This is a genomic window from Shewanella sp. cp20, from assembly GCF_000832025.1.
In the GTDB taxonomy this organism is placed as follows: domain Bacteria; phylum Pseudomonadota; class Gammaproteobacteria; order Enterobacterales; family Shewanellaceae; genus Shewanella.
On the sequence record NZ_JPII01000007.1, the window covers coordinates 55,357 to 74,586 of the forward strand.

Genomic DNA, 19,230 nt, shown 5'->3' on the forward strand with positions numbered 1-19,230 from the left:
ACCAGCGTATCTGCACTTGGTATATAACGTCTCTTCGATTTGGCCGGGTTTGGTGTGAAGAGGGGGGCGAAAAGCTAACTTGGTTTTGCTCCATTGCGTGTTGGCCTTGGAATGAAGATTTGGCATTTCTATAGTTTGCTTGATTAGCATTTGGCGGCATGCTCATTTATTAAATGAGTTGAAGGGGGGACCTTCATGGCAATTAAACGCCTGCCCGGCGGGGGATATGCAGATACGCCTGCGAGACGGTGAGTGAAGCGCAGCTTCATGATCACGAACGAGAGGCATGGATGCCGAACTGGCATTTAAACACGGATGTTATTTGAATAAATCCCTATAGGCTCTACCGAAACATCCATGTTTCGGAAGCTCACCGGCGTATCTACACTCGGTATTCAACGCCTCTTCGATTTGACGGTATTGGTGTGTTTAAGGCGTAAAAGCTAACTGATTTTTGCCCCATTGCGCGTTTGTACACGTGCTAATTTATATAATTCATTTTTATCAATCAGTTATGTCTTCACGATTTGAGATAATAGGTTTGGAAAACGCGCATGCGCGTTTTTCTAGGTGGTACATTTGGCAAAATGCTGATAAGTTCATTATATACAGATAGTTAGCTGTGCGCGTTTTCACTGGTCCAACGAGGTAAACGCGCATGCGCACTAATAAGCTGTTAGCACCCAAAATATTGACAAAACTTATACAGGCTATGAGTAGAATAAGGAAAAATAATGAACAAAGTAAGGGAAACCAAAAATTTCAGCATCGATATGAATTTTTATGATGAAAATTTGTTCGGTAATGAAGCTGGGGAAGACGAAGATCCAGAGGTGTTATCTTCGTACTTCATTACAAAAAACAAATTTAATAAGTTTCTTTCTCATAGCCGTAATTTCGGAATTGTTCGAGCTCGAAAGGGGATGGGGAAATCCTCACTTCTTTCTAAGCTCGCATACGATATCGTAAAAAGTGATCGAAAGGCTCTTGTGATTTCAGTTACCGGAGCTGATCTACTTAGTTTTGGAAACTTCCAAGATGGCGATCATTTAAAACTACAGAATGAGTGGAAAAAGGCGCTATCTGCGAGAATCAACCATGAGCTAGGAAGTAGACTTGGTTTTGCTTGGACTGACGATCAAATGGCCCTAGTCGAAGCCTCAGAAATAGTCGGGTATAAAGGCAAAAATCTAGTTGGCTCCCTGCTGGGGAGAATTAAAAGTAAGCACATTCCGATTGAAATCGCTGCTCAGACCACTAAAGATTCCAGCGCTTTGCTGGAAAGATATATAAACGAAAATAAGAATACTAATATCTGGTTGTTCGTAGATGACATAGACTCAACTTTCTCGGCGGATGAAATACAAAAGGCAAGAGTGTCTAGCTTTTTCTCTGCTTGTAGGTCATTGGCCCGCGATTGTAAAGGGTTGAATATTAGAGCGAGTGTACGAACTGACGTGTGGACGACCATCCGTTATAACGAAGACCTCGATAAATGCGAACAGTATATAATAGATATAAGCTGGAGCAGAACCGAGCTAGAAAAAATCATATCCAAGAAAATCTTATCCTATGTTAATCGATACCATAGAAATGAGGTTACTAAGCATTGGGATGTTGAAAGCTCTTCAGATAGGGAACGTCTTATAAATCTAGTATTTATGGACAAAATGCGTTGGTCTGGGAGTCGTGTACCTCCTTTTACACCTATTCGTATATTAGGTGCTAAGCGCCCCCGATGGATGAGCCAACTTTGCAGATTGTCCGCAGAAGCTGCCGCAGATAGAGATATGAAAAAAGCCGGAATTCAAGATATTAATAATATCTTGAGTGATTTTGGTCGTCTAAGGGTGAATGATATTTATAAAGAACATTCTCACCAGTTCAATGACCTTCAAAAACTGATTGAAACGTTTTCTAAAGGTAATAAAAGGTATCCTACAGATTCCCTCTTAGATAAAATAGAAAGTGGTTTTGTAAATAGAATTGGCTCCGAAACGGTTGGCTATATTGATGGTGAAAAATATATAAGACCACTTCAGATTGCACAACTTCTCTACAGGATTGGGTTTATTCTTCTTAGAGAGGTACCCAATCCTAGTAGCCCGCCAAGATTTGTCGATTTTGATGAACGACCTGAATTGCTAACAGATCCATCCTTAAGCTATGCCGGCTTAGTCTGGGAGGTTCACCCATCGTACCGAGGAATTCTAGGTATCAACTAGTGCTAACAAGCGCATTTTGTCGGACTGGTTTTCCGCTGCGCTCCAAACCAGCCGCAAATGCGAGCGTTACTGATCAAATATTCTAATGCGTTTCTGTCCCAAAATATTTTAGCTTGTGCTAGTCACACAATTAACGTTCGATCGAAGAGACGATAAATATCGGTGTAAACACGTTTTTGGCCTTCGAAATCAGGGCCGAAAATGTTCCCCACATTTTTCGGCATTCCCTACATCCATGTAGGTCAGATTATTTGGTAGAGCCCACAGGGAAGTGCTCGAACAACCTCCCTGTTTAAAGGCCAGTTCGGCATCCATGCCTCTCGTTCGTTAGCATGAAGCTGTGCTTCACTCACCGTGCCAAAAACGTGTTTGCACAAAAGGTCGTTCCTTAATTTACAAACGGTAAAACCGACAGCCCAGGATTAGCCTTCGCTTCGACTGCGTCGATACTTAGGCAGGTCATCGGCAATCTCTAGCCAGTCGGGCTGATTGTCTGTGTAGATGTGGTATCTGGGCGCCACGGCGTTTGCATCGTCTAGGGTAGCGATGCTCAGGCTGTAGTAATCGGGGTAATCTGTGCTGCGGTAGCTGATGCTGGTGCCACAATGCTCGCAAAAGCCGCGGCGTATGGTGTCTGACGAGGCATATTCCTTGGGCGACCCCTTGAGCCAAGTGACTTGGTCGGCCTTAAAATCCATCCAGCAGACGGCCATGGCGCCAGTACTCTTCTGGCATTGGCTGCAATGGCAGTAGTCGCTGTCGAAGGGCGCGGCCGATACCTTGTAACGCAGCGCGCCGCACAGGCAACCGCCTTGTGATTGTTCTGCTGTTTTCATCTAAATTGCCGCCTAACTTTAGAATCTATCCTTAAGATTGATACCTTAACGCTATCTGTGAGTCTTTAGTTTCTTGGGTAGATCTCAAGAATGGGAAACTTGTGCTCTCCAAAAGCTAAGGTAATCGAGAGTATCTCGTTGGCTAAAAATCTTGTTTTAAAGATGTGAGGCGCTAGTCTCTCACCATTAGCAAACAGTGCCATTAGCTGGTTCTGGTTTAACGTACGTTGGCCGGATGCTAAGTTTTCAACGGTTATTACCGCCCAGCGTTCACCTGCTTCATTACTCATTAGCACGCTATTGAGTACCTTAAAATCACTGATATCAGGTTGAATATTATTTTCGTTGGGAAATGAGGATTGGAAGCTACCGGATACGCTGCGATCGACGGTTAACACATCGTCGACCGCCATTGCCATGCCTGAACTTAATAGGCCGATTGTGAGCATAATGAATTTCAACATAGTGTCCTCTGTTATTGGCTTCTTTGATTCAGTCGTTTTAGGAATATTGTGTTATTTAACCTCGAGATCGAAGACAACCGTTATGGAGGCGGAGAAGCTAATGGTGACTTGTAAATATCGCCCTGGAGTTAAATCGTCGGGATCAATTCTGGAACCTGTTACCGAGATACGTTCGACGTTACTGTATGCACTATATCCGTATCGGCTAGAGTCGCTGCTTGAATTGATGCTGTAAATTTTTCCTAACTCAGCGCCGAAGGCGTTGGCTAATGAGGTCGCCTTAGTTTTTGCATCTTCAACGGCTATTACAGTTGCTTGTTTTTTGTATTCTTGTGATCGCATAGATAAGAGTTCTATATCTTCGATTTCATTGATACCGACGCCGAGAGCGAAGTCGATAAATCCGTTCATCTGTTGCAGATCATTAAGGGTAACTTTTAATGTTCGAGTCGCTACATAGCCTGCGATAACCTCTGAACCTTCGTCGGTATAGTTCACATGGGGCTCTGTGAGTAGATTAGAGGCTGAGATCTTATCCTCGCTAACATTGAAATCGTCTAAGCCTTTAAGCAGTGCGTTGACCCGTTGATCAACTTCTTTCTTCGCGGTGAGGGCATTTTTTTGGATGCTCTTCACTTCAAAGGTGATTCTTGCCATATCAGGTTTAGTGACAATTTTCCCTGAACCATGAGCAACAATATGTCGGTGGTCGGGAAGGCCAGAGTTGGCCAGCGTGAAAAGAGGCAGAAGATACAAGAGTGCGAAGGCGATGTATTTCATAGTAAAAGTCCATTTAAAAAAGCGGAACGCAATTGTGTTCTTCACTCATTGATGAGTAGACCAATGAGTTAATAATCCCGATAAAGAATTACAATACAGCGATTTAACCTAAGATGTAAATGTTAGGTGTGGACTTTCGATTGAGACTAGATGCTTAAGTTGAGACGGGTCTAAATAAAACTGGGGCGCAGCTGTTTCTGCCCCCAGATGACTCTTTAACTAGTGATTTGCAGGCGTGCCCTGGCTCGGTCTGCGGCGTCTGCGGCGGCGTGCTGGGGCGTTACCGTCCCTGTGCTCCTGCTTGCCTTGGTTTTGCGCTTGATTTTGCGCTTGTTGACCTTCGCTAGCAGGCTTGCTCGTACCAGTACCTGCGCCTGTTCGGCGACGGCCCTGACCCTCTTTGTTGCCCTGAGCTTGCTCACCGCGGCGAGGCTGACCTGCCTTGTCTGCCCCTTGGCCGTTGCCTGAGCGATTGCCGCTGCGTTGGCCATTGCGTTGGCTGTTGCTTTTAGGCTTAGGATTACGTGGCCCCTTGTGCTGACCATGGCGCTTTGGCGTCAGATCTGTCTCGGGTAGCGTGTGGCTCGGCTCTAGGCCCTCTACCAGGGTGCGCGGTAGGTTCTTGCCGATCAGGCGCTCGATATCGGCCAGCAGCTTGGCTTCTTCGTCGCTCACCAGGGAGATTGCCTTACCATCGGCACCAGCGCGGCCGGTGCGACCGATTCTGTGCACATAATCTTCGGGCACGTTTGGCAGGTCGAAATTGACGACTTGAGGCAGCTGGTCGATATCCAGGCCGCGGGCGGCGATGTCGGTTGCCACCAGTACTCGTACCTCGCCCGACTTGAAGTTGGCCAGTGCCTTAGTGCGGGCCCCTTGACTCTTGTTGCCGTGGATGGCCGCGGCGGTGATCCCCTTGGCGTCCAGGGCCTTGGCCAAGCGGTTGGCACCATGCTTGGTACGGCTAAATACCAGCACCTGCTGCCAGTCACCCTGCTGGATGAGTTTTACCAGCGCCGCCGACTTCTTGCTCTTGTCTACCGGACAGATCAGCTGGGCGACTGTGTTGGCCGTGCTGTTGCGCGGAGTGACCGAGACCTCTACCGGGTTGTGTACCAGCCCCTTGGCCAGGGTGCGGATCTCATCGGAGAAGGTGGCGGAGAACATCAGGTTCTGCCGCTTGGGCGGTAAGATGGCAAGGATCTTCTTGATGTCGTGAATGAAGCCCATATCCAGCATGCGATCGGCCTCATCCAGTACCAGGATCTCCAGCTGGCTGAAGCTGAGTGCCTGTTGCTGATAGAGATCCAGTAATCGACCCGGGGTCGCCACCAGAATATCGACACCACGCTGAAGACGGCTGATCTGAGGTCCTATGCCGACACCACCGAAGACCACGGCGCTGCGCAGCGGCAGGTGCTTACCATAGGTGGTGACACTCTCGGCGACCTGAGCGGCCAGCTCGCGGGTTGGGGTCAGCACCAGAGCGCGTACCTGCTTGTTGCGGGCGCGAGGGCCCTGGCTGAGCAGCTCCAGCAGCGGCAGGGTGAAGCCCGCCGTCTTGCCCGTCCCGGTTTGCGCCGCCGCCATCACGTCTTTGCCAGACAATACCGCAGGGATAGCCTGAGCCTGAATGGGCGAAGGGGTCTGATAACCTTTATCTGTGACGGCCGTTAAAATGGGGGCGGATAAACCTAGGGAGGAAAAACTCATAGAGGGATCTCTTGGGCGACGATGGCGCATAATTGGGTGCCAGCGGGCTGGCGGGCGTGCAGCTTACATTAAGCGATAGCAAAGTGCTATCGAATTCGCCAGTTATGCTTAGCTGAAAGGGGCAACTTTTTCGCAAATTGTGCGCGCTAATGATTGAGTTTTATCCAGAGGAGACTACAATAGCCGCCTTTCTGACGACAGCGGTATATTGGACCGCTGTTTCCCTCAATGAGCGGCAAGTTTGCACTCGAAGATCGAATTAGGAAATTAACATGGCACAAAACAAGAAATACGGTCTTCGCGTGAGCGAAGCCGAAGGCAGCTGGACTGCTGAAGTCACCCGTCGTATGACGGCGCGTAAGATAGGCGTTACCAAGGCAAAATCCGGTTTTGCCAGCGAAGCCGAGGCGACCGCCTGGGGCGAAGAGACCCTTAAAGGCATAGTCGACAACCTGATGGTGCGTAACGAGCGCCGCGCCAAGCAACGCACCGAGCGCAACGAGGCCGCAGCGGCTAAAGAAGCCGCCGCCGAGAAATGGCGCGCCGAGCGTGACGCCGCAGGCGACAGCGATTTCGATGACGACGACTTCGACGAAGACGACGAGTAACGGGACGAAGACGACGAGTCATCGCGAATTCATCTGATAAAAAAGCCCAGCATCTGCTGGGCTTTTTGCGTTAGGTGGAGAGGGATTAGCTGATGTAGCTCTGACCCGCGTAGATCACAAAGTGCCTCAGGGCCAACACCCCGGTGAGGCTACAGCAGGCCACGGCGATCATCACGCCCTTGCTGTGGCGGGTCTGTGATGGCATCAGCATGGTCAGCAGCGGGATGGCAAAGCCGATACCGACAACGCCGACCCAGAATACACTGGCCCAGACACCCGTGGTGATCGATACCAGTGCCGCCGCGGCCGCACCGCCCTTGAAGTAAAGCGCGCAGAACAGCATGAAGAGGAACATCAGCTCGCTCAGCATCACCGGCAGCTCCAGGCCATGCATCTTGCTCAGGTTGGCGTCATGGGGATGGGTGTTAAACATCAGCAGCGCGCCGATGGCGTTGGCCGCCGCCCCGGCTGACAGGCCAGACACCAGGAAGAGCGCAGGCAGTACCGCCGTGTTCAGCATTGGGTAGGCGTTCATCGCCGAGATGAGGAAGCCGGTGTAAGCGCCCACACCTATCGCCAATACAAATAGCACGACCTCGATCGCCTTTCTCATCGGCACCAGGGCATCGGCCAATGGCACCAGGAAGCCCAGATTCCACTGGCTCAGCTCGTCTCTCAGCACTATCAGTGAATAGGCGATGCCGATTGGTGAGTAGAGCAGCAGCGCCAGCACACCGATAGACATGACAGAGCTGAAGTTGTAGTTGACCAGGATCAGCCAGAAATCAAACGGCTTGGTTAAGTCAAACACCAGACAGGCCAGGCCTATGATGATCGCCAGCGGACTGATGATCGCCGCCGCCTTGAGAATGGCGCTCTCTAGCGCCTTCTCCTTGCTGTACCAGCGCAGTCCTATGCCGATAAGAATCGAGCCTGCCGAGAGGCCGGCCATAAACAGATAGACTGCGATTACCCAGTTCCAGGTGACTGGATCATATTGCGCCATATCGCCCCAGGTATTGTTCATGACTGTATCCCCCCGCGTTTAGTTGGAATGCGATAGACCCTGGGCTTAGTCCCCAGGTGGGTCTTCTCCTGATAGGTCGCTTTGGTGTTGATGAGTTTGGCCACCTCGCTGCTCGGATCGTTGGCATCGCCAAAGGTCAGCGCATCGGTTGGGCACACAGTGACACAGGCGGGCAGTTCGCCCCGCGCCAGACGGGTGTCCTTACAGAAGTTACACTTGTCGGCCGCCTTGGTTTCCGGGTTGATGAAGCGCACCTTGTAGGGGCAGGCTGCCACACAGTACATACAGCCGACGCACTTGTCTTCCTTGATGGAGACCAGGCCGTCCTCGCCCACATAGGCAGCACCGGTGGGGCACACGGTAACGCAGGGCGCGTTTTCACACTGCTGACAGGAGACACGGTTATATTTAAAGTGCAGGTGCGGGGCATCGCCGAACGGGCCTTCGACCCGCACTTGCAGACGGGTAACTCCCTCGGGAGTACCGTTTTCGCTGCGACAGGCGACGCTACAGGCCTGACAGCCGATGCAGCGATTCTCGTCGTGCACCATTACATATCTTTTACTCATACTGGACTCCTATTAGATCTTCGCTAGCGTGATGCCAGTAGTGTGGATATTCATGCCGCAGACGGGTGCGGTCGCGTTGGGCAGCAGGTTGCCGCAGTGAACGCCCTTGCCGGTCGCTCTGGCGAGCTCTTTGTTTTTCGAGCCAAAGCCCATGTAGGCGAACACTGTATCCTGGCGAATCCCCGGGGTGACCAGTGCGGTACCCTCTTCGCTACCTACGCTGCTGGTGAGGCGGATCTTATCGCCGCTATTGATGCCGAGGCGTCCTGCGGTAACTGGGTGGATCCATACGCCGTTGTCAGACATCAGGTTGGCCAGCATAGGCACGTTGTGGGTGGCACCATTGGTGTGCACCGCGACCTTGCCCTGGATAAAGTAGAGCTCGTTATCTTGCTTGAGCTTGACCTCGCGGTACTTGATCACCCCGCGACCGGCGGCCATCTTCTCGACCTTGTCAGAGCTGAGTTCTATCTTGCCGCTCGGAGTCTTGAAGCTCATGGCGCTGGCGTAGGTGCCATCTTCGTCGGTGGGCTTGGCGTTAGGGTATTGTTTGACGAATGCCGCCACCATGGCCGGTTCGCGCAGCATCAGTGGCTTGCCGTAGCTGACATAGCCCTTCTGCTTGATCTCGTCATAGCGCGCCATGTCGCGATCCAGCTGTAGTAGTTGCAGGCTCTCCATGTTTTCCCATGGGAAGTATTGCTCCAGCCCCATCTCGTGGCCCAGCTCCTTGAAGATCTGCCAGCTTGGCTTGGTGTCGCCTATGGTCTCCACCACACGTTGGCGCACATAGTAGGCCGGGCTCTTACCCGACTTGTCGGCGATCTCTTCATCCCGCTCCAGATAGGTGGACTCGGGCAGTATGATGTCGGCATAGGCGGCGGTTTCGCTGATGTAGACGTCGCAGCTGACCACAAAGTCCAGTTTCTTCAGGGTCTCGACGACCTTGGCCCTGTCGGTCATGGTCTGCATCGGGTTGGTGCGGCTCATCACCCAGGCGTGCAGCTGGTAAGGCTTGGCGTCTAGGGTGGCATCGAGAATGGTTTGATAGATACCGCCGGATGACCACATCATGGCGTACTGCTCATCCACCTGGTCGATACGTTTGGCCTGGGGCTTAGGCATGCCTTCGACGCCTGGCTTGCCCAGGCCTGGGGCGACCTTGTCACCGGCAAACTTGTTGTAGGTCTTGGCCTTCTTACCCAGGTAGAGGCCGCCCTTGCGCTCTATGTTGCCGATCAACACGTTGGCGGCAAACAGGGCGCGGCGCATCTCGAACTCTTCCGGGGTGAAGGTGGCGCGGTGACCAAAATCCACTACGGCATGGGGCGCCTTGGCGGCGAACTCATGGGCGATGCGGCGGATGTCCTTGGCGGGTACGTCGCTGATCCCCTCGGCCCATTCTGGGGTATAGGCTTTGACTTCCTTGGCGAAGGCTTCGAAGCCCTCTACGTGACGCTCGATGAAGGCCTGATCGTAGAGGTTGTCGTAGATCAGTACGTGACACAGGGCCAGGGCGACGGTGACATCCGTGCCCGGACGTATGGCAAACCACTCGTCGGCCTTGTCGGCGACTACTGAGAAGCGCGGCTCGAACACCACCAACTTGGCGCCCTTGCTCATCTGCGCCTTCATCAGGCCACGGGTCTCGGACATGTTGATCCCTTCATAGAGATTGTGACCGAAGTTGATGATGTACTTGGAGTTGCCTAAGTCGCGCTTCACCTTAGTGCCAAACATCGCCTTGGCGGCGATCACATAGCCGCCGGGGCAGGTGGAGGCGTGGGTGAAGGTGTTGGGTGAGCCAAAGGCCTTACCCAGATGGAACAGGTGTCCCGACAATGAGCCGGACTTGGAGGAGAAGGCCACGGCCTCGGGGCCATGTTGTTGCTTGATGGTGTTGAGCTTGTTGGCGATGGTCTTGTAGGCCTCTTGCCAGCGATCTCTTCCCACTTGCCTTCGCCGCGCTCGCCCACCCGGCGTAGCGGTTTCACGATACGCTGGGGATCGTACAGCAGGCTGTGGCCGGCGCCGCCGCGGGCGCAGACCTTGCCGCCGAAGGACTTGGCGGCGCTGTTGCCTTGGATAAACACATTCTTGCCATCGACCACTCGCGCCGAGATGGGGCAACGTGTCGAGCACATCTCACATATGCTGGCGACTTCCTTGCCCACTCCCTGCAGGGGCTTCTGCTCCAGCGCTGCCAGCGAGCCGGGCAATAATGTTGCCAGTGCACAGCTTGCTCCCCCTGCACCGGCTCCCTTAATAAACGTTCGTCTATCAAGCTCTATCATGGTTTCCTCCTTCATCTGCATCGGCAGATGAAATCACACACTGTTATTGGTTTTTGTTCCCTCCCGCAGGAGGTCTGAGTCCATTGTTAACCCCCATAGAAATCAGGGGTATTGTGGTAAACCACATAGGCGGGGCAGGCGTGATCTGGCGCAGTTTTTTTGGTCTAAGATGTGAAAAAAATGTGACCTCGATTCACAGGGGATCGTGAAGGATTTTAGGGGCTAAGGCTCTAGGTTTAGGCCTGGTGGGACGGGGTGGCCCCGCAACAAAGGCAGGTCTTAATTCGCTCTAGTTATCTGTTTTTATTGCAGGTTTGTTGTTAAATCTGGCTGTATTTGGCCAGCTCGGCCAGGTTATGCACCTTGAGCTTCTTCATCACGTTGGATCTGTGCACCTCTATGGTACGCAGCGACAGAAACAGCGCCTCGGAGAGCTGTTTATTGGTCTTGCCCTGGATAAGCAGCTCCAGCACCTGATGCTCGCGCTCGCTCAGGGTCGCCAGATTCTGGCTGAGCTGCAACGCCTCGAAGGCTTTCTGGCTGTGAGCCATGCTCTTGTCGATGGCCGTCGCCAGCGCCTGGCCCGATACCGGCTTTTGAAAGAAGTCGCAGGCGCCCAGACGAAAGGCGTTGACCGCCATGGGCAGGTCGCCGTGGCCGGTGAGAAAGATGATCCCCAGTGGGCTCTGCTGGGCCAATAACTCCTGTTGCAGCGCCTGGCCGCTGATGGCCGGCATACGGCTGTCGAGGATGACGCAGCCCGGCTGGCTCAGATCCACCTCAGCTAAGAAGCGCATGCCCGAGACGAAGGTGGTGAGCCGGTAGCCAAACTGTTGCAGCATAAAGCTGAGGGAGTCGAGGACGGCTTCGTCATCGTCCACCAGATAGAGGGGCAAGTTTTGCGACATGGAGCCTCCGGAGTCAATTATGGTTAGCCTACCCCTTGCAACCTGGGCAGGCAAAGCAGGCGCCCGGGCCTTTGAGGCAGATCACTAAATGATAATTATCTGATGGAGGGCAGACGGGGAGTTTGCACCGCCTCACATCAAATCGCCCCCTTCTTGCCTAGAGTAGGGCTTGGATTTGGTGATTGGGCGATCGATGAAAAGGCACTTAGGTAAATGGTTACTATCTTGTCTGCGCACAGCATGGCTGAGCCTGTTTGTGCCCTGGCTGTTACTTAGCCTGAGTGCCAGCGCCGAAGAGGTTAAGCAAGATCGCACGGATCTTATCTATCTCAGGGTCGGGGTGCTGGCCAACCACGGGGTACAGAAGGGAATAGAGCGCTGGCAACCCATGATGGATTATCTGTCGGAGCAGGTGCCCGGCACCCACTTCGAGGTGGTGCCGGTAGATTTCGACGAGATGAGCCGTCAGCTGCTGGCCCATGAGATCCAGTTTATCGTCACCAACCCAGGACAATACCTTAACCTCAGCAGCAACTTTCCGCTTTCCTGGTTGGCGACCATGAAGAGCCATATGCATGGCGGGGCGACCTTCGCCATCGGCTCCACCATTATTGTGCGCGCCGACAGTGAGATCTATACCCTCAAAGATCTCGAGGGTAAACACTTAGTCGCCAGCGATCCCCAGGCCTTGGGGGGCTATCAGGCTGCTATCGGCCTGCTGCATAAGATGGGCTATAACCCGGAAAACTACTTTGGCTCGCTGCGGTTCCTGGGCTTTCCGCTGGAGCCCATCGTCTATCAGGTGCGTGACGGCACGGTCGATGCGGCCATCACCCCCTTCTGCACCCTGGAGGAGATGGTGCAGGACGGCCTGGTGAAGAAGGAAGATTTCAGGGTGATCCATCCCACCTTGCCACCCGGATACGACTGCCTGGTGAGCACTCAGCTCTATCCCAACTGGTCCTTTGCCGCCGCCGACATAGTGCCGCCCACTATTACCCAGAAGATCACCCAGGCGCTCTATGCCCTGGAGCCGGATCATCCCGCCGCCATTCAGGCCAAGACCCTCGGCTGGACCGCGCCCATCAGCCAGCTCAAGGTGATCAAGCTGTTTAAGGAGCTGCAACTCAAGGCGCCGGCGCCGCCGCTGCACTATACGGTGCTGAAATGGATGGAGAAGAATAAGGAGTGGGGCCTGACGCTGCTAATGCTGTTTCTGGTGTCCACCGTCTATCATCTCTGGCTGGAGTATAAGTTCAGGCAGAAGAGCGACTTTCTAATAGATACCGAGCGGCAGCTCAAAGACAAGGCGCTGCAGGTGGAGCGGATGAAGAGTGCGGCGATCCTCGGCGAGATAGGCTCGGGGCTGGCCCATGAGCTAAACCAGCCCATCGCCGCCATCACCCAGTACAGCGAGGGTGGCATGATGCAGCTCAACCGCCACGGCGATGCCGACTCAGATCTGTATGAGCTGCTGGCCAAGATCAACGCCCAGTCGGCTCGGGCCGGCGCCGTGGTGCATCGTATCCGCGGCCTGCTCAAGCGGCGCAAATCCCAATATGAGGAGCTGGCGCTCGACGAGGTAGTCGCCAACACCCTCGCGCTGTTTCGCCGCGAGTTTCAGCAGCAGGGCATAGTGCTCACCCGGGAGGTGCGGGGCGAACCCTATTCGCTGCTTGGGGACGAGGTCGGGCTGAGTCAGGTGCTGGTTAATCTTATCAAGAACAGCCTGGATGCCATGAGCGAGATGCCGCCCGAGCGGGACAAGCGTCTGCTGCTCACCCTAGAATATGGTGAGCGCCAGGCGAGTATCAGCCTGGTGGATAATGGCCCCGGTCTCAAGGGCAAGGCCCAGGATCTGATGGCCTCTTTCTACTCCACCAAGGACGACGGCCTGGGACTCGGGCTCGCCATCTGCTGCGACGTGATGCGCCAGCACAAGGGGGAGTTTAGCATAGGCAACTGCTGTGACAGTGCCGATATGCCCTGGCAGGAAGGATGCGTGGTGAGGATCACTTTACCCAAAGTGGTTGGGGGTTGTGAGAGGGGAAGTTAGCGGGTTGGGGCTAATCGGCAAATTAGCCTTGTTGCTGGCAGCATCGGCAAATTAACCTTGTTGCTGGCTGCATCGGGATTTAGCTACTTTGTCGTAGCGTTAGCCACTATTGTTATTTATCACCTGCCGTGGGCTTTCGTGCAGATACATCTGCACCCGGTTATTTCATCTCTTCTATTTGGCACGAGTAGCGTTTGGTGGCATGTTTACCTGTTGAGTGAGTTTGAAGGTCGACCCTTCATGGCTACTAACGCCTGCCCGGCGGGGGATGTGCAAGCACTCTTTTGGCACGGTGAGTGAAGCGCAGCTTCTAGCTCACGAAGGAGAGGCATGGATGCCGAACTGGCTGTTAAACAGGGATGTTGTTTGAGCACTTCCATGTGGGCTTCACGGCGGTACTGACCTACATGGATGTAAGGAATGCCAAAAAATGTAGGGAACATTTTTGGCCATGCCGCCGAGAGCCAAAAGCGTGCTTACACTCGTATCCAAGGTCTCTTCGATTTGGCTGCATTTGGTGCGAGCAGCGAATCTAAAGGCCGGGTTATCTTTGCTCTAAAGTGTGCTGCCCTTAGAATGAAGGTTTGGCATTTCTATAGTTTGCTTGGTTGGCATCTGGCGACATGCTCAATTATTAAGTGAGTTGAAGGTCGTACCTTCATCGCTACCTAACGCCTGCCCGGCGGGGGATGTGCAGATACGCCTGTGACACGCTGTGCGCCGTCCCTGGCCGCTCTACGGTTTCATCCCTGAAACCGAAGGTCACAGTCGTATCTACACTGGGTATCTAACGTCTCTTCGATTTAACGGTATTTTTAAGGTTCTAAGAACAAGCTTTCTCGCTTTGGAACGGCTCACTTTCTCCTTGTAATGCAAGTTTGTCATTGCTATAAGTTTCAGCTGGTTACAAAAAATGACGCAATGTATATTCGGTGGTGAATCATATAGGTACATTATCGCTGATAGGCGTTAGCTTTCTTTCGAGTATGGAGAACGATGGTAGGATACAGATGGACATGTCAGGCCTGTGAGGCAGGCAATGAGCCAAATTTGGATAAGTGTGAATTTTGCGGCTGTCCTGCGAATGCAGGGAGTGAAGACATTGAAAAACACACGAGTCCTGAGGGCTTTAAGAAAAGGAAAGCAAAAGAGCAATACTCGAATTCATTGTTTATTTACTTTTTTATCCCTTTTTTTGCCGCTATCCATGCTGTAAATGGAAGGTATGAAACCTTACTTCTTCTTTTGGGGATAACGGCAGCTTTTAGTTATAAAAACATTAAGTTAATTACTCATATCTGGAATGATGATTGGGCTAGAACTAGTCTAATCACGATATCGAGTTTATTCTTGGCATCCATACTGATTAGGATCTTTCTCATTCCAGATAATAGTGATTTAGTGTGGTGGTCGGCCTTGTTTCATTTTCTATTGATACCGTTCTCATCTTACTATTTTTTTAAAAGTAAAAATGGCAAAAGAGTTTTTAGTGAGTACTACTCGAAAGCTAACAAGGTTGTAAACGCGGACAAATAACAGTTGGCTTTGTTCGTACCTCACAAAATTTTAGCCAACTATTATTAGCCGGTTACAAAGGCGTTACTGATTAAATACTCTAACGCGTTTCTGTCCAAAAATGTTTTAGAGCTAGGCTGTCCAGTAACGCTAAATCGAAGAGACGATAGATACTGGTGTAAACACGTTTTTGGCCTTCGAAATCAGGGATGATTTCGTAGAGCCCACAGGGACGTGCTTGCGGCGTGCCAAAAACATGTTTGCACATGAGCCCACCGCAGGTGATAGGTTGCCATGAAGGTGCGACCTTCAAAGAGGTCTACAAGTACCAAAGTTCTTTGCTGTTAAATTTACACATATTATTGGGTTACTTGAAATGGGTCGATAATCCTCGCCTAGAAAAGGCAACATCTCCATGAATCCCACCCCAAAATCAAAACTCGATAAAAACTGAGTTCCCGGTTTTTTTGATCTAGCTCAATTTTTGTGAGCCTACTAACAAATCCCCACCCATTGGTTTATTCCTGGGGGAGAGCCTGCGATACTCAGGCCATCGACTCGTATCCCTTGCCTTAAATTGTGCGGAGCTCAATGGACAAGACTCTCGAAAAAGCCCTGGGACGCTGGCTCAAGAGCCAGAAATCGGCCTGTGGCGTCTACCTGAACCTGACCGTGTTATTTGGTGTGCTGACCGGCTTCGCCCTGGTGGCTCAGGCCTATCTGCTGGCGAGCATGCTCCATGGTCTGATCATCGAAAATCTGCCGCGAGCGGCGTTTACAAATGAGTTTATCGCCTTGGTGGCGGTGATCGTGCTGCGCGCACTGTTGGCCTATGGCCGCGAGCGGATCAGCTTCAGGGCGGGGATGTTGCTGCGCAGCCATATTCGCCAGAGTGTGCTCGACAAGCTGGTGGAGCTGGGACCTGTCTTTATCAAGGGGCGTCCGGCGGGGAGCTGGGCCAGCATAGTGCTAGAACAGGTGGAAGACCTTCACGATTTCTATGCTAAATACCTGCCGCAGATGATGCTGGCGGGCTTTATTCCCCTGACGATATTGGCCGTGGTGTTTCCCATAAACTGGGCGGCGGGCATCATCTTGCTGGGCACCGCGCCGCTGATCCCCCTGTTTATGATCCTGGTGGGCATGGGCGCCGCCGATGCCAACCGTAAGAACTTCGGCGCCCTGTCGCGCCTGAGCGGTCACTTCATGGACAGGCTGAGGGGCATGAGCACCCTGCGGCTGTTTAACGTGGGTGAGCGGGAACAAAGCGCGATCGAGACCGCCTCGGAGGAGTTTCGCAGCCGCACCATGGCGGTGCTGCGCATGGCGTTTTTAAGCTCGGCGGTGCTTGAGTTCTTCGCCGCCGTGTCTATCGCCGTGCTGGCGGTCTATTTCGGATTCAGCTTTCTCGATCACCTCGACTTCGGTCACTACGGCGCCGGCATGACGTTATTTATCGGTCTGTTTGTGCTGATCCTGGCGCCCGAGTTCTATCAGCCCCTGCGGGACATGGGCACTCACTATCATGCCAAGGCGCAGGCCATAGGCGCTGCCGAGGCCTTGATGGCGCTATTGAACCATCAAGAGGATAAGCCCGTTGAGGCGAGTCGCGTGCCCTTTAGCAGCGAGGCGCCACTTAGCATCAAGTTACAAGAGGTGGAGGTATTAAGCCCGGACGGTCAGGTGCTACTGGGGCCGTTAACGGCCGAGCTGACCAGTGGCGAGCAGCTCGCCATCGTCGGGCCGAGCGGTGCGGGCAAGACCAGCCTGCTCAACATGTTACTGGGCTTCCTTGATTATCGCGGCAGCGTGCTGGTCAATGGCCAGGAGTTAAGCAGCCTGGAGCGGGGCAGCTATCGTACTCATCTGGCCTGGCTTGGGCAGGAGCCACAGCTGTTTCACGGCAGCATACGCGACAACGTCGCCATGGGTAAGCCATTGAGCGATGAGCATATCTTTAGCCTGCTGGACAGGGCGCACATAGGCGAGTTTGTCAGGACACAGCCTCTAGGGCTGGCGCATCCCATCGGCGAGCAGAGCAGCGGTGTCTCCGTGGGTCAGGCCCAGCGTCTCTGCCTGGCGAGGGCCTTGGGGCAATCGGCTAAATTGTTCGTGCTCGACGAGCCGACCGCCAGCCTGGACAGCCACAGCGAGGCAGCCGTGATGCAGGCGCTGAAGGATGCGCGTCAGGGGGCCACCAGTGTGCTGGTGACCCATCGTCTGGATGCCCTCGAGGACGTGGATAAGATCTGGGTGCTGGACGGCGGCAGGCTGGTGCAGCAGGGGGATTATCGCACCCTGATGGACCAGCCCGGACTGTTTCGCGACCTGTGTCATCGGCGGGAGGAGGCGTAATGAAACATCTGCTGCCCTTTATCAAGCTGTTTAGACGCCAGTGGCTGATGATGCTGGTGGGGCTGGTGCTGAGCCTGACCACCCTGGCGGCGGGAATAGGCCTGCTGTCGCTGTCGGGCTGGTTCCTGTCTGCCACAGCGGTCGCCGGCCTGAGCGTGGTGACCGCCCAGGCCTTTAACTATTTTACCCCGGCCGGTGGGGTGCGTTTCCTCTCTATCGCCCGCACCGCCAGCCGTTATGGCGAGCGTTTGGCCACCCACGAGGCCACCTTCCGCCTGCTGACGCAGCTGCGCACCTGGGCCTGGGGCAAGCTGATGCCATTGAGCGCCAAGGATCTGAGCCATCTGCGCGGTGGCGATCTGCTCAATCGTCTGGTGAGCGACATAGACACTCTGGACCATCTCTATCTGAGGCTGATAACGCCGCTGCTCGCCTCGCTGTTGATGATTGCCGCCCTGTATGGCTTCCTCGCCTGGTTCGATAGCGAGCTGGCGCTGACCCTGTGCGGCGTGCTCTTGAGCCTCTGGTTTGTGCTGCCCCTGGTGTTTTATCGCCTGGGACACAGACCGGGCATCGCCCAGCTGGAGAGCCGACGTCAGTATCGGGTGCTGCTGCTGGAATATCTGCAGGGGCAGGCGGAGCTGACCCTGTTTAGCGCCGAGAAGGCCTTTAGGGCCGAGCTAGACAATGCCCAGGCACGGCTGTTTGCCAGTCAGGCCACCATGACGGCGGTGACGGCCCTGAGCCAGGCGCTATTGATTCTGAGCCATGGCCTGGCCTTGGTACTGCTCTGTTACCTCGCCGCCGATGGAGTGGGCGATAGCGTGCCGCCCGGGCCGCTGCTGGCGCTGGTGGTGTTTATGACGCTGGCCTGTATTGAGATGCTGATGCCGCTGGCAGGCGCCTTTCAGCACCTGTCGGCCTGCGTGCAGGCGGCCGAGCGGGTGAGCGATATTACCGAGCGTCGCCCGAGCATCACCTTTGGTGACGATAGTCAGCTGGCGGTGAGTCGCGGCGAGCTGGTCATCACGGATGTGAGCTTTGGTTATCAGCCAGGTCAGAAGGTGCTCGATGGCCTGAGCCTGACGCTGAAGCCGGGCGAGAAGCTGGCGCTGCTGGGGCAGACGGGCTGCGGCAAGTCGAGCCTGCTGTCGCTCATTACCCGGGAGTGGACGCCCGATGCGGGGGCTCTCTTGCTCGATGGCCGCCCAATCGAAGATTACAGCGAACAGGCGCTGCGCCAGGCCATGACGGTCGTGAGCCAGCGCATCTATCTGTTTGCCGGCACATTGCGCGACAACCTGACCCTGGCGCAATTTGAGCAGGCGCCGTCACAGGGGAGCCGCAGCGAACGCAAGGCATGGCGTGAGGCTAATGATGCCAAGCTTATCGCCGTGCTGGAGCGCGTCGGGCTGGGGGCTTTAACTCAGGGCGACAAGCCGCTGGATAACTGGATAGGCGAGGGGGGCAGGCAGCTCTCCGGCGGTGAGCGCCGCCGTATCGGCGTGGCCAGGGCGTTGCTGCGCGATGCGCCCCTACTGCTGCTCGACGAGCCTACCGAGGGGCTGGATCAACGCACCGAGCGGGAGATCATGGCGCTGCTGCTGGACTTTGCCAGGGATAAGACCATGGTGATGATCAGCCACCGTCTGACGGCCATGGATAAGATGGACAGCATCCACCTGATGGAGGCGGGTAAGATCCGCACCAGTGGTACACACCAAAATCTGCTGGCCCAGGATGCTCACTATGCCAGCCTGAACCGGGTATTGAGCTAGTTGTCTCTTAATTCTTAGTCCTTAGTTCTTTTAGCCCTTGTGACGGATAATAAAAAAGCCAGTGGAGATCCACTGGCTTTTTTTGTCGAACGCTCAGACTGA

13 protein-coding genes and 1 pseudogene are annotated in these 19,230 nt (G+C 53.9%); 6 read left to right on the plus strand and 8 right to left on the minus strand.

Features of this window, described 5'->3' with window-relative positions:
* Positions 1–734 precede the first annotated feature (734 nt).
* Positions 735–2,225, plus strand: coding sequence for a P-loop ATPase, Sll1717 family (locus tag DB48_RS00585; protein WP_052813594.1), 1,491 nt, complete (start codon positions 735–737; stop codon positions 2,223–2,225).
* A gap of 422 nt (positions 2,226–2,647) precedes the next feature.
* Here the strand turns inward: DB48_RS00585 and DB48_RS00590 are convergent, their stop codons facing one another.
* From DB48_RS00590 to DB48_RS00605, 4 genes are all read right to left on the minus strand, one after another.
* Positions 2,648–3,061, minus strand: coding sequence for a GFA family protein (locus tag DB48_RS00590; protein ID WP_041508395.1), 414 nt, complete (start codon positions 3,059–3,061; stop codon positions 2,648–2,650).
* Positions 3,062–3,126: 65 nt separating this feature from the next.
* A complete protein-coding gene (locus DB48_RS00595) occupies positions 3,127–3,525 on the minus strand; it encodes a hypothetical protein (RefSeq protein ID WP_041508396.1) in 399 nt (132 codons plus the stop codon).
* Positions 3,526–3,576: 51 nt separating this feature from the next.
* Positions 3,577–4,305, minus strand: a complete 729-nt coding sequence (locus tag DB48_RS00600) for an SIMPL domain-containing protein (RefSeq protein ID WP_082035555.1) — start codon at positions 4,303–4,305, stop codon at positions 3,577–3,579.
* A gap of 219 nt (positions 4,306–4,524) precedes the next feature.
* Positions 4,525–6,018, minus strand: coding sequence for a DEAD/DEAH box helicase (locus DB48_RS00605; protein ID WP_041508397.1), 1,494 nt, complete (start codon positions 6,016–6,018; stop codon positions 4,525–4,527).
* Between the two features lie 272 nt (positions 6,019–6,290).
* Here DB48_RS00605 and DB48_RS00610 point away from each other — a divergent pair, with 272 nt between their 5' ends.
* Entirely contained in the window at positions 6,291–6,626 is a 336-nt protein-coding gene (locus DB48_RS00610) for a DUF3622 domain-containing protein (protein WP_041508398.1), read from the plus strand.
* 85 nt (positions 6,627–6,711) lie between these two features.
* Here DB48_RS00610 and nrfD read toward each other — a convergent pair whose 3' ends face one another.
* From nrfD to DB48_RS00630, 4 genes and pseudogenes are all read right to left on the minus strand, one after another.
* Positions 6,712–7,653, minus strand: coding sequence for an NrfD/PsrC family molybdoenzyme membrane anchor subunit (nrfD, locus tag DB48_RS00615; RefSeq protein ID WP_041508399.1), 942 nt, complete (start codon positions 7,651–7,653; stop codon positions 6,712–6,714).
* Positions 7,650–8,222 (minus strand): 4Fe-4S dicluster domain-containing protein, encoded by a 573-nt coding sequence (locus tag DB48_RS00620; protein WP_041508400.1) that lies wholly within the window; start codon positions 8,220–8,222, stop codon positions 7,650–7,652. The genes nrfD and DB48_RS00620 overlap by 4 nt, the downstream gene beginning before the upstream one ends.
* A 12-nt stretch (positions 8,223–8,234) precedes the next feature.
* Positions 8,235–10,516, minus strand: a pseudogene (gene phsA / locus DB48_RS00625) (thiosulfate reductase PhsA).
* A 320-nt stretch (positions 10,517–10,836) separates the two neighbouring features.
* Positions 10,837–11,424: a response regulator transcription factor gene (locus DB48_RS00630; protein WP_041508401.1), complete on the minus strand. Its 588-nt coding sequence runs from the start codon at positions 11,422–11,424 to the stop codon at positions 10,837–10,839.
* A 193-nt stretch (positions 11,425–11,617) separates the two neighbouring features.
* Here DB48_RS00630 and DB48_RS00635 point away from each other — a divergent pair, with 193 nt between their 5' ends.
* The 4 genes from DB48_RS00635 (at position 11,618) to cydC (ending at position 19,128) form a co-directional block, all read left to right on the plus strand.
* On the plus strand, positions 11,618–13,480 hold the full coding sequence (locus tag DB48_RS00635; RefSeq protein ID WP_082035556.1) for a sensor histidine kinase: 1,863 nt from the start codon (positions 11,618–11,620) through the stop codon (positions 13,478–13,480).
* Between the two features lie 996 nt (positions 13,481–14,476).
* Positions 14,477–15,016 (plus strand): hypothetical protein, encoded by a 540-nt coding sequence (locus DB48_RS00645; RefSeq protein WP_041508403.1) that lies wholly within the window; start codon positions 14,477–14,479, stop codon positions 15,014–15,016.
* A gap of 570 nt (positions 15,017–15,586) precedes the next feature.
* Positions 15,587–17,350 carry a heme ABC transporter permease/ATP-binding protein CydD gene (cydD, locus tag DB48_RS00650; protein ID WP_041508404.1) on the plus strand — a complete coding sequence of 588 codons (1,764 nt, stop codon included), beginning with the start codon at positions 15,587–15,589 and terminating at the stop codon, positions 17,348–17,350.
* Entirely contained in the window at positions 17,350–19,128 is a 1,779-nt protein-coding gene (gene cydC / locus DB48_RS00655; protein WP_041508405.1) for a heme ABC transporter ATP-binding protein/permease CydC, read from the plus strand. Before cydD ends, cydC begins: the two co-directional genes overlap by 1 nt.
* Positions 19,129–19,230: the final 102 nt, after the last annotated feature.